General features: G+C 44.3%; 11 protein-coding genes. 2 read left to right on the top strand and 9 right to left on the bottom strand.

All coding sequences use genetic code 11. From position 1 onward, the window contains the following. Positions 1-77 precede the first annotated feature (77 nt). Positions 78-572, bottom strand: a complete 495-nt coding sequence (locus tag Q0R52_RS18745) for a cupin domain-containing protein (RefSeq protein WP_252789387.1) — start codon at positions 570-572, stop codon at positions 78-80. A 17-nt stretch (positions 573-589) separates the two neighbouring features. After that, positions 590-1,918, bottom strand: coding sequence for an MFS transporter (locus tag Q0R52_RS18740; RefSeq protein WP_295796978.1), 1,329 nt, complete (start codon positions 1,916-1,918; stop codon positions 590-592). A 603-nt stretch (positions 1,919-2,521) separates the two neighbouring features. Here Q0R52_RS18740 and Q0R52_RS18735 point away from each other — a divergent pair. Both Q0R52_RS18735 and Q0R52_RS18730 read left to right on the top strand, forming a co-directional pair. Then, the gene (locus Q0R52_RS18735; protein ID WP_252789384.1) at positions 2,522-2,986 is read left to right on the top strand and encodes a hypothetical protein; all 465 of its coding nucleotides are present in this window, start codon (positions 2,522-2,524) and stop codon (positions 2,984-2,986) included. Positions 2,987-3,058: 72 nt separating this feature from the next. Beyond that, positions 3,059-4,507, top strand: a complete 1,449-nt coding sequence (locus Q0R52_RS18730; RefSeq protein WP_295796975.1) for a hypothetical protein — start codon at positions 3,059-3,061, stop codon at positions 4,505-4,507. Positions 4,508-4,672: 165 nt separating this feature from the next. On the opposite strand, the gene Q0R52_RS18725 is transcribed toward Q0R52_RS18730, so the two are convergent. The 7 genes from Q0R52_RS18725 to Q0R52_RS18695 form a co-directional block, all read right to left on the bottom strand. Continuing rightward, positions 4,673-5,431 (bottom strand): tetratricopeptide repeat protein, encoded by a 759-nt coding sequence (locus Q0R52_RS18725; RefSeq protein WP_295796973.1) that lies wholly within the window; start codon positions 5,429-5,431, stop codon positions 4,673-4,675. Between the two features lie 4 nt (positions 5,432-5,435). Continuing rightward, positions 5,436-7,253 (bottom strand): BatD family protein, encoded by a 1,818-nt coding sequence (locus Q0R52_RS18720; protein WP_295796972.1) that lies wholly within the window; start codon positions 7,251-7,253, stop codon positions 5,436-5,438. An 87-nt stretch (positions 7,254-7,340) separates the two neighbouring features. Then, entirely contained in the window at positions 7,341-8,111 is a 771-nt protein-coding gene (locus tag Q0R52_RS18715; protein ID WP_295796971.1) for a tetratricopeptide repeat protein, read from the bottom strand. Beyond that, the gene (locus Q0R52_RS18710; protein WP_295796970.1) at positions 8,108-9,148 is read right to left on the bottom strand and encodes a VWA domain-containing protein; all 1,041 of its coding nucleotides are present in this window, start codon (positions 9,146-9,148) and stop codon (positions 8,108-8,110) included. The genes Q0R52_RS18715 and Q0R52_RS18710 overlap by 4 nt, the downstream gene beginning before the upstream one ends. A gap of 3 nt (positions 9,149-9,151) precedes the next feature. Continuing rightward, positions 9,152-10,150 (bottom strand): VWA domain-containing protein, encoded by a 999-nt coding sequence (locus tag Q0R52_RS18705; RefSeq protein ID WP_295796969.1) that lies wholly within the window; start codon positions 10,148-10,150, stop codon positions 9,152-9,154. Then, positions 10,143-11,120: a BatD family protein gene (locus tag Q0R52_RS18700; protein ID WP_295796968.1), complete on the bottom strand. Its 978-nt coding sequence runs from the start codon at positions 11,118-11,120 to the stop codon at positions 10,143-10,145. Before Q0R52_RS18700 ends, Q0R52_RS18705 begins: the two co-directional genes overlap by 8 nt. Beyond that, entirely contained in the window at positions 11,120-12,001 is an 882-nt protein-coding gene (locus tag Q0R52_RS18695; protein WP_252789369.1) for a DUF58 domain-containing protein, read from the bottom strand. Before Q0R52_RS18695 ends, Q0R52_RS18700 begins: the two co-directional genes overlap by 1 nt. Positions 12,002-12,141: the final 140 nt, after the last annotated feature.

Below are 12,141 nucleotides of genomic sequence, written 5' to 3'. Positions count from 1 at the left end.
GCGATAATGTTTATAGCATTTGTGGCAAATATGAGGTAAAGCTAAGCAAATTAACAAAGTGAAAGTATCTAATTTTTCTATTCAGCACGGCACAGCCTATCAAAAATGGATGTATGTTCCGGGTATAAACCCGTTAACCGGCCTTTTCCGCCCATTTCAAATTCATCGAACTCAAATCCGGGTGCTACTGCGCAGCTTACCAGGGTAAAATCAGTTTTCGAGGGTATTTCGGCAGCAAACCAAAGCCCTGCTTTTACAACAACTGATAGGTTGCCGGTAGGTTCATCGGTAAGTTCGTTTATCACATATTCCCCGTTTTCATCGATAACATGAATATGCAAAGGTGACCCTTTGTGAAAATACCAGATCTCATCTGATGCGATGCGGTGGAAACCGGAAAAATCGGCACCTTCCAGTAAATAATAAATAGAAGTACAGGCTTTTTTTGGGAGCAATGATGGCGGCCGCATTACTTCAGTTCCGGAACGAAAAACTTCTTTATAGAAGCCACCTTCCGGGTGCGGTTGTAGTTGCAGGTGGGTTATCCAGTAAGCGGCGGTTCTGTTTTCCATGATTGTGTATTAAAAAGTTAAACCGGTACCTCAATATCAGCCTTGGGTGTTCTCTTTTCCGCAAGCATCAATGCCACCAATAAAAATAAACCTACCGCAAAAAAGCAATCAAGCGCCAGGGCCGAGTTACGCATTGTACTGGTATGGGCTTCAACAAAAGCGAAGCAAAATAAGCCCACTACTATCGATATTTTCTCGGTAACATCGTAAAAACTAAAATAGGATGCTGTATCAGGAATGTTCTCAGGCAGGTATTTTGAATAGGTTGACCGTGATAACGATTGCACGCCTCCCAGTACCAGCCCTATAACAAAAGCCGCTATATAAAACTGGTTGGCATTGGTTACAAAATAAACGCAACAGCAGGATATCGTCCAAACGGTGACCAAACCAATAAGTGTTTTTACATTACCATACCTGGCAGATGATTTTGAGGTAACGAGGGCACCCACGACTGCCAAAAGCTGTATACCTAATATAGTTGCAATAAGATTAGTTTCGGGTATATGAAGTTCCTTAGCTGCGAAGTTGGCAGCCACCAACATAATGGTTTGTACACCCACTGAATAAAAAAAGAATGCAGATAAAAAGCGTTTCAGCAGCGGCATCTTTTTTATTTTACCAAACACTTTTGCAAGTTCTTTAAATCCGCCGGTTAAAACATTATAGTTATGAGAGCCCGCATTCGGGGTGCCCTTGGGTAATCGTCTAAAGGGGATAATGGCAAACCCTATCCACCAAAAAAACACCAGCAAAAATGATATTCGCGCCGGTAACCATTCCACCTCGGTAATACCAAACCACGTTGGCTGCAGTATAACCACCAGGCAAATCAGCTGCATTACCACACTGCCAATAAAGCCGTATATGAATCCCTTAGCGCTAACGGCATCCTGCTGATCAATAGTAGCAATTTGGGGAAGATAAGAGTTGTAAAACACGAACCCTCCACAGTAACCTATTGAAGCCAGGCCAAAGCAAATCATCGGAATCTCGAGCGGACTGTTTTTTTCGAAAAAGAAAAGGCCGGCGCAGGCCAAACTACCTACCCACGTAAACATTTGCAGGTATATTTTTTTGTTGCCACGGTAATCGGCTATCGACGTAAGTATGGGCAATATGGCCACTACAATTAAGTACGACAAGCCCAATACGTAAGTTGAAAGTACAGTATTTACATATTTATGCCCAAAGAAAGTGACCATGTTGCCGTTCTTAGCATTTGCTGTTACCGCAACAAAGTACGAGGGGAATATGGTTGATGTGATAACCATATTGTACGATTGATTGGCCCAATCGAACATGCACCATGCCCAGATGGTTTTTTTATTATTTTTCTCTTCCATTCAGGCGCTAAAAATATATAAAATTTAGGGAGAAGAGAACCAAGAGTCAAGAATCAATTTTATTCTCTCCCCTGGTTTAGTGTTTGCAAAGCCTGCTCGGGCGATGAAAGCTGGGCTGAGGAAATTACCATGCAGGCATCATCACGGGCCGCAGTTGAAATGAGGAACACCTGCTACAGAACTAACCAACTCGAAGAGCTAAAACAAATAAGCATACCTGTGTTGCTGTTGCACGGCGACAAAAACGCCAGTTGCCCGAGTTTTTACGGCAAACGAGGACCTTGAAAACAAGTTTTGGGGCGAATAAAATACCAGCCTAAACAATTCTAAAGCAGCAAACGGCCGCAGCAAATTAATTTTGTTGCGGCTGCTTTTTTTAGTAGGAAATACGAGACTTATTTATCTATATTTGATGGTAGTTAACCACCAGTACCTAACCTTTACGCAATTAGAAAAACAACAATATCCATAATTTAATTTTTTTATCTAGATATAAACTGTCGCCGGTATTTACAATTTCCGGAGCGGCTTTATTATAAAATATAAAACAACCCGGGGTGCCGAAAACGGGATCAAAGAGTAGGCAAAAAAACAAACCTTATCATGCAAAACGTAAATCCACTAACCCTGTATGTGCCTATCCTGCAAACTGCCAGCGCACAGGAAACAGCCCAAAACATGTACCAGTACTTTAACAATCCTACCACCAAGGCAAATCTTGATGCCATGGCGATAGTTCATTACGCCCGGATAGCGCTGGTGCCTAACACCAATGCCGCTGGAATTTTAGGGGTATTGGTAATAACAGAATTTGATGGCAACATGAACTCGTACCTGCAAGCCTTTTGGGATGAACCGGGTGGCGGCGTTAAAACGGCATTTATTACCCTGGCTACAATAGCCCTTAATCCACCCGCCGGGTTTAATCCCGATGACCCGTCAACCATTACTTATACAATTTTCTCAAACTTTATACTGGCTAATAATTTAAGCGAACCAGCCGATCTTTATTATGCCTACCCTCAATCGGTTGAGCAAATAACCGAAGCATTTCCGCCTAATTCATAATACCCATCCATAAAAAGTAGAAGGGCCGGGTTTTACCCGGCTCTTTTTTAACCTCCTAAAACCTTATCCATCATGCAATATTCCGAATCAATCACTCCGCCAACACAGCCAGATCTCGCCGATATACAAGGGCTCATCATTCGCGGTTATACCCATCCCTGCTCGGTTCACATGCTGTACCAGTTCAGTTCAGCACCGGCCGACCTGCCCAATATCAGCAGCTTTTTTAAGGCGCTGATGCCGTACCTCCGAAACGCAGAAGACTGGGGCGCAGTTAAGCCCGAAATAATGCTAAACATTGGCCTTACTGCCGGGGGCATTACTATAGTACGGCCCGACCTCAATATTACTGCCTTCCCTTTTACTTTTTACACGGGGCCCTGGAGCAGCAAAGCCGCCCAACAGTCGCTGATGGACTACGGGGCCGGAGCTCCTAACATGTGGTGGAACCAAAAATTTGCAAATACGGCTATCCATTGCGTGGTACATGCCTACGCAATGAATCCCGATGCTCAGACAAATATTACCGATATTATAACAGCTGCTGCAAATAGCAGCAATGGCGCAGTCACAGAACTGCTGCCATTAAATAGCCCAACAGGTCGCCTGGAGCAATACCCCATGATTCCGTCGGATTACATCCATTTTCGCTACCGGGATTCGATAGATGAGCCTGACCTGGATGATAATCCTACAGGTACTGACCAGGCCGACCTTAACAATTTTTTAATTGGATATAGCCAGCTGCCTGCGCCTATACCCGGGCCAATTACAGGCCCTGAAGGCGTTTTCGCTAATAATGGCTGTTACAATGCCTTCCGGGTGCTTTACCAGGATGTTGCAACATTCGACGGCCTTTTGGAAACGGAGGCCGAAAGGGTGGCCCCGATCATAGGCAAACCAAAAGATTATACGGTTGAATGGCTGGCCGCCAAATTGAACGGCCGCTGGCGTAATGGTTCGCCGTTAGTGTTATCGCCGGACGAACCAGAACACAGCACGTCGAAAGCTACTGAATTTGGCTACAAGGCTACCGATATGCAGGGATTAAAATGCCCGTTTTCGGCACATACCAGGGTAGCTAACCCGCGCGATGAGGGTGTTAAAGTGGCAAATTCTACAATTGTTCCCCGTATAATAAGACGCGGTGTAGCTTACGGCGCGCCCCTGCATGAGTACAACGCCAGCGATGACCGTGGCCTGATCGGCTTATTTCTTTGCGGCGATATCAACGCCCAGTTTGAAACGCTTTATGGCTGGATAAATATGAATAATTTCAGCCCGGTATATCCGAAATCGCCAACACCGCAGGATGCTTTGATAGCCAACCGCCCGACAAGCCCGGTACCGAGCAATATGAACCCCGCGTTTACCATTCCGATGGCAGATGGTACACCGGTGGTTGTGCCCGACCCTGCAAGCGCCAATCCGGGCTTACCGCAATTTGTTGTTACCAGGGGGACAGCCTATTTTCTGCTTCCGTCTATTTCAGCATTAAAAGGGATTGCCGGGGTGAGCTAGTTGAGGAACTACGCTTTTGTTTCACTATTGTTTTTGCCGGGGCTGACCAAAAAGTTGGCCCTGACAAATAAATACAAAATGGAACAATCTGACAATCAATATGTTTCACAGCGTTCCGGGTGTTCCGCGTGTAAAAATGGAACGCTTTCCGTTGCCAGAAGACCGCTAAATTTCTCTGGCGTCGCCACTTTTAATCCAGCCTTCGCTACCATTAGCCAGCTTAATTTTCAGCCAGCCGTTGTTATCGTCCAACACGTTAACTTTTGTACCATCGTGGATAACAAACAATGCTCCAGCTTTTTCAACCGGACCGCTTTTTACTGTAACTGATGGGCTAAACACAATAGCCTCGCGGTGCCCGTTAAAATAGTTCACCTGCATGACTGCTATAAAAACTGCGAATACACCAAAGATGAAGAATAACATCGCCCCGTAAAAGGAAGCTTTTTTGATGCTGACCGATGCGGTAAAAAAATAAAGTATTAATATCCCCGATGCCAGCAATATCAGCAAAACGCTGAGCCAGCCAAGCGCATTGGCAGAGATACCCAAGATAAATCCGCGCCACCATTTGGTAACGAAAAACTCCGGGGCCTCATCAATTTTATCGGTGGTTTTAAGGTTGGCAAATTTTATGTTAAAATTGATATCGTCATCACCCGGCGAAAGTTTGTGCGCCTTTTCATAATAAAGCAGTGCTGATGGAACGTCGCCGTTTTTATAGCTGGCGTTGCCCATATTAAAATATAAAGCAGCTGATTGGTAACCATCGTCAATTATCTTTTGATAGGCCTTAACCGCCTCCTGGTATTGGCCTTTGGCATAGCTGGCGTTTGCGCCAGCAAAAAGTGCCTGCACATTCTCAGCCCCAAAACAAACCGACGGGATAACAAATGCTATGAAAATGTATAATGCCTTCTTCATCGTGTTAAATCTTATTTTCGATATCGCCGATAATACCTTTTGCCTTTTCAAACACTTCCTGTTTTGATATATGCGTTACCGGGGCAAACCGGGCCATTTCGCATAGATCTAACGTCTCCAGCACGCGGTTAACCAATGGTTCGTCGTTTATCCTAGCCGTTAAAACCGACGCGATGGTGGCCCTGTCGAGGTTTGCATAAGGGATATTCAGTTTATCACTTAGATAACCATACAATCCTTTAAAGGTATCCTCGTAAAATGCCGATGTGTTGTTGGCTTGTAATTGCTTTTGTGCGCTGGCCAAATGTTTGGCGGCAAGCTTGGCTGCACGCCGATTTTTTACGCCGACAATATCGCTATTGAGCCTTAACATGCGGTTGCGATAGTTAAACGCGCCGATACAAGCAATAGGCCCCAGCGCCAGCAAAACATAAAATACAGATGAACCGAAAAATCCGTCGCCGGGCTGGCTCAAGGTTGTGTCGCCTGTTTTAATATATCTGATGTCTTTACCCAGCATTTTAAGGTCCTGTTTATCGGCACCGGCCAGCGCGGTTACATTGCTTTCGGCAACGCCCTTATTAACTTTAATTTTAAACCCTTTTGCGGTTAGCGTTACGTAACGGTTATTTGCCGGGTTAAAATAAGAGAATTTTAAGGGGTCGATATTGTAGTCACCCTGGTGCCGTGGTATCAGCAGGTAGTTATAAATACGGCTGCCGGTAACGCCGGTAATAAGCTCTTTGGTAGTGTCCGAAATTTTGGGGTCATACTTTTCAAAATCAGCCGGAAAATTAGTGTTTACCGTTTTAAGCAGTTTGATATTACCTGCGCCCGTAACTTTCACCCGGTAATTTAACGGTTCATTTGCCTTTAATTCAGTTTTATCAATTGACGACTCGATGCTGAACGTACCGACCGCCCCGGTAAAACTATCGGGTTTGCCGGCATCGGGCAAAGGTTTTACATGGATGACCACCGGCGTACTTTTGGCCTTATATTTTACCTGCTGGAACGAGCCACCAAAAAACTGGTCCATTATATCGTTGGAATGTACAGGCTGGCGTACCAAAAACGTCATTTCAAATGGGTCAATTGTAATATTCCCCGAATGTTCGGGAAACAAGATAGTTTGCTTAATATCAGCTGTATTATATTTTAAGCCTTTGTAGGTCTCTACCTTCCACTGCACCTGCTGTTGTTGTTGCGGGTTCTTAATATCCTCGTTCCAAAAGCCGGTTAAATCAGGTACCTTGTCAAGGCGGCTATCATCAATTCCAATACGGGTATACAGTCTGAAACTTACCGTAAGCTGTTCGCCCTGGTAAACGCTGGCCTTATCAATCACCGCTTTTAAAAATATCTGTTTGGATAACGCACCTGAATTGCCCATAGGTACCTGTGGCTCGCCGCCTGTACTTTGCTGGGCACCCTGTTGTTGTACAGGCTGGCCTTTAACAACCTTTATTTTTATAGCACTGCTGGTGAGGGTTTTGCCATTTACTACAATGAAAGCAGGGCCAATGGTAAAATCACCAATCTTTGCACCCATCAAAATATAGCTGTACGAACTGCTAACAGTCGTACGCCCGTTTATCGATTCCATACTTGAAGACACGTTCGGCCCCGACAACACCTGGAACGAGCTAAAAGCCGGCGGATTAAACCCTTCAGCATTGCCATTCACCGAAAAATCAACCTGGAACTGCTCGCCCGTGCCCACAGTGGTTTTGCTGGCCGTAGCAGTAAACTTCACCTCCTGGGCGAAGGTAACACCTCCCCAAAACAGCAATAAGGTTAATATGTAGTACTTTAGTTTCATTTATTTTGTATAGAGATCAGAGACCGGAGGTTAGAGATTAGTTAGGGCTTTTTTTCTAACCTCTAATCTCCAACCTCTAATCACTAATTACCAATCCTTCTCAATATGCATTTTCGCACCCTTAAGCTTTTTGTTCTTTAGCTTGTCCTGGGTTTGTTTTTCGTCGTTATTCAAAGCATCAAGCATGCGTTCAGCATCTTCTTTCGATAGCTTGTTGGGCTGCTGTTGCTGATCCTTGTTGTCTTTTTTATCCTGGCCGTTTTTATTCTCGTCCTTTTTATCGTCTTTCTTGTCCTGGTTCTTATCCTGGTTTTTGTTGTCTTTATTTTTATCGTCCTTCTTGTCGTCTTTTTTGTCCTGGTTTTTGTTATCCTTTTGGTTTTTGTTGTTCTTTTTATCCTTATTATCCTTGTTGTCCTTATCCTGTTTCTGCTGTTGTTTCAGCTTTTCCTGTGCGTAGGCAAGGTTATACCGGGTTTCGTCATCCTTCGGATTGTTAATTAATGCCTTTTTATAAGCATCAATACTTTCCTCCAGCTTTTTATTTTCCAAAAGCGAATTTCCCAGGTTATGATAGGCCTTAGCGGCAACAGCTTTATTACCCGATGTGCTGCCCAGCTGGTTAAATTGCTGCCCCGCCTCATCAAACTTTTTCTGCTTGTACAAAGCGTCACCGAGGTTGAAATCGCCTTCGGTGTTTTTCTTTTTCTGTATTGATTTTCGGTAATTAGCCTCCGCCTCGGTATATTTCTTTTCCTCGTAAAGCTTATTACCGTCTTTTACCAGGCTCTTTTCCTGCTGCGCAAAAAGTAAACCACCTGGCAATAAAAATAATATGATGATAATTAACTGCTTCATGTTTTTTTCACCTCAAATAACTTCAAATTGCTCAAGCGCTGGCTCTTCCTGTTCGATATAAAAAATTCAATAATCAATAGCACAAAAGCCAGCGCCAGGAAAATCTGGAACCTGTCTTCAAAATCCTTAAAGCTTTTGGTACCTACCGTTTTCCGCTGAATTTTCTCAATCTGGTCCATCACAATTCCCAACCCGCTGTTGGCGTTAGTAGCCCGCACATAAGCACCGTTGCCTGCTGCGGCAATTTCTTTGCCCATAGTTTCGTCCAGCTTACTTACAACGGTTTTACCGGCGCTATCAGTATGGAAACCAACCTGCTTACCATTTTGATAGATAGGTATCGGCGCGCCATCTGCCGAACCTACGCCTATAACGTGTACTGTAACATCCTTTTCGGTAGCAACTTTCGCTGCCGCCACGGCATCGTCTTCATGGTTTTCGCCATCGGTAATAATTATCATGGCCTTGCCTGTACCATCTTTAAAATCGAACGATTTCATACCCAATTCAATGGCTGAACCAATTGCCGTTCCTTGCGTTGGCACCATGTTGGTATTGATGGTATTTAAAAACAGCTTTGCCGCCGAGTAATCGGTCGTTACAGGCAATTGAACGTAGGCTTCGCCAGCAAATACGATAATACCGATACGGTCGCCACGCAGGTTGTCAATCAGTTGGGCAATGGCACGCTTGGCATTTTCAAGGCGGTTAGGCGCAAGGTCCTGCGAGAGCATACTGTTTGATACATCAAGCAGTATCATCAAATCCGCACCTTTGTGCTTTTCCTCTTCCATTTTGGAACCTATCTGCGGATCGGCAGCACCAATCACCAAAAATCCAAAGGCAATGGCGAACAAGATGAACTTGAGCCATGGGCGGGAGAATGATACATCGGGTATCATCATGTTTACCACATTCCTGTCGCCCAATGATTTTACAGCTTTTACCTTCCACCTGCTTACTGCAATAAAAAGCAGGATGAAAAGCGGGATTGACAATAACCCCCATAAATATTCGATATGTGCAAAACGTAGCATATTTTAAGTTAAGGCCCCCTTTAGCAATGTATTTTTTAAAACAAACTCCAACAATAAAAGCAGCAAAGCAATTACCACAAGCGGTAAAAACATCTCTGTTTTTTTATGATACTGGGTAACATCAATTTTAGCTTTCTCCAGCTTGTCTATCTGTTCATAAATATTTTTAAGGGTGCTGTTATTGGTGGCCCTGAAGTATTTACCGCCTGTAATGTCGGCAATTTTACCAAGTGTAACTTCGTCGACATCAACCGGTACCCGCTGGTACTGTATCCCCATGGGTGTTTGCACCGGGTATGGAGCCATGCCCTTGGTGCCGAGGCCGACTGTGTAGACCCTTATATTAAACTGTTTGGCAATTTCGGCCGCGGTGATTGGCGGGATGGAACCGGTATTGTTTGAACCATCAGTAAGCAAAATAACAACTTTACTTTTGGCATCGCTCTCCTTAAGCCGGTTAACGGCCGTGGCCAAACCCATACCTATGGCGGTACCATCATCGATCATTCCGTTTTTAATATCCTTAAACAGGTTTATCAAAACATCATGATCGATAGTAAGGGGGCACTGTGTAAAGCTCTCGCCGCTAAAGATTACCAGGCCAATACGGTCGTTGGGGCGGTCTTTTATAAAATCGATGGCAATGTTTTTACCGGCCTCCATCCTGTTGGGTTCAAAGTCCTCGGCAAGCATACTGCCTGAAATATCTGATGCTATTACAATATCAATGCCCTCGGTAGTGCTGTTTTGCCAGCTTAATAATGATTGCGGCCGGGCTAACGCTACTATTAATGCTGCCAAAGCAAGGCTGCGCAGCACAATGCCAGAGTGCCGGAACATTGGTTTTAAACTTTTTTGCGGTAGCGAGAACCCTTTCACAGCGGATACGCTTAAATAACCATACAGTTTGCGCTCGCGCCATATGTACCAGGCTATAGTTACCGGGATAAGTATCAGCAGCCAGAAAAATCCAGGGTGAGCAAATTCAATTCCTTTAAACACGCTGGCTACCTCCTTCTGCCGCCGGTTGCGGCGCTTGCGTCACCTGCTGTGTTTTCAGCACAAAGGTTAGGGCATTTTCCATGCTTAGTTCATTATCAACCGGCAAGGGTTTTTCTTTTGCGAATTTTACCAAATCGGCCAGTATTAATACCTGGGTAAGTTTCGTACGGTAATCATTGGCAATGTCCATGTATTTTAATGCGGCAAATATCTCATCAGTGGTACGCTCGTGGGTTTTAATAACATAGCGTTTTTCAAGGTATTCGCGCAAAATATCGCTCAACTCACTGTGGTATTCTTTTATCGCACCTTGCTGCCAAAGTTTTTTATCACGCAGTTGTTGTAATTTATTTATGGCGATTGCATGCGCCGGAACATCGGGTTTAATTTCAACCACGGGCTTTTCAACTTTCGGTCGTTTACGCAGATACCATACCAGGTAAACGATACCTGCCACAACAGCTAAGCCAAGAACAACCCAAACCCAGTGGTCCTTCAGCCAGTCGAAAAATGTGTAGGATACAGCCAGCGGTTGCTTAATATCATAAATAGCTTTAGTAGTATCAACCTGTACGGTTTGCACCATCAAAGTCAACTCATTAGTTTTTAGTACACCGGCTGCCGAGCCAATAGCATACGATGGTATAGTATAACTCCCCTGGTCGAACGAGGTGAGTGTATACGTTTGGGTCACTGTAGCCTGGTTGTGGTCGTTTTTGTCAAAAACGGTATCCAGCTTTATGGCAACTATCTGTACCTTGCCACTTATGCTATCAACCAGTTTCGGAAAATTTACTTTTTCTTTTGCAGGCTGATGAACAACCAGGCGCAGGTTTGTTTGGTCGCCAATGCGGATGGTTGTTTGGTCCAACTTAGCCTCGACAGTCATATTTTGCGCATGGGTCTTAAAACTGGTGGCCGCTGATAGTAATATTAAAACCAGGAAATTATAAAAACATCTTTTCTTCATTACCTTTTCTTTCCCCGTTTTTTAAACAATGTCATTAAAGGTTTTACGTACGATTCGTGGGTACCTATATCCGTTGCATCTACTCCCGATTTGCTAAAAACATCGCGGAGGGCAGCGTTTCTTCGCAAAGCATCGGCTTTATAAGCGGTGCGCACCTTTGGGTCGCCTGTGTTTATCCAGGTTATAACACCTGTTTCATCATCCTTAATAGGTATCAGCCCTAAATCCGGGAATTCTTCTTCATGTTTGTCGTATAGCCTAAGGGCTATAATGTCATGTTTTTTGTTCGCGATTTTCAGTTCGTTCTCAAAAGCCGGGCTCATAAAATCGCTCATGATGAAAGCCGTGCATTTCTTTTTTATCACGCTGGTAAAATACCGCAAAGCTTCGGCAACATTGGTTCCTTTGTTCTCCGGTGTAAAATCAATCAATTCGCGTATAATCATCAAAATGTGGCTGCGGCCTTTTTTTGGCGGAATGAATTTCTCAATCTTATCGCTAAAAAATATCACGCCCACTTTGTCATTATTCTGAATAGCCGAAAATGCCAGTACTGCGCACAATTCGGTAGCCAAATCCTGCTTTTGCTGTGCCTGTGTACCAAAGTTTTCAGAACCGCTTACATCCATCAGCAACATTACGGTAAGCTCACGCTCCTCGTCGAACACCTTAACGTAGGGGTGATTAAAACGAGCAGTTACGTTCCAGTCGATGGTGCGTATCTCATCGCCCACCTGGTATTCGCGTACTTCGCTAAAAGCCATGCCACGGCCCTTGAAGGCAGAGTGGTATTCGCCCGAAAACAGGTGATTGCTCAGCCCGCGGGTTTTTATCTCTATCTTCCGTACTTTTTTTAACAGCTCTTTTGTGTCTCGCGCCATTTTTATTAGATACAAGAATCAAGAAGCCAAGAATCAAGATAGAACTCAAGTTCTTATTTGACAATCAACCCCCTGAAGCTTACATTAAATTTCTTAACCTTCGCTCCGGATCTCCAAATCGTTTCTGACTACCGACTTCA

It is taken from the genome of Mucilaginibacter sp. (assembly GCF_025359345.1).
Classification (GTDB): Bacteria; Bacteroidota; Bacteroidia; order Sphingobacteriales; family Sphingobacteriaceae; genus Mucilaginibacter.
Note: the sequence above shows the minus strand (reverse complement) of the source record. Positions and strands in the feature narration are given on the sequence as shown.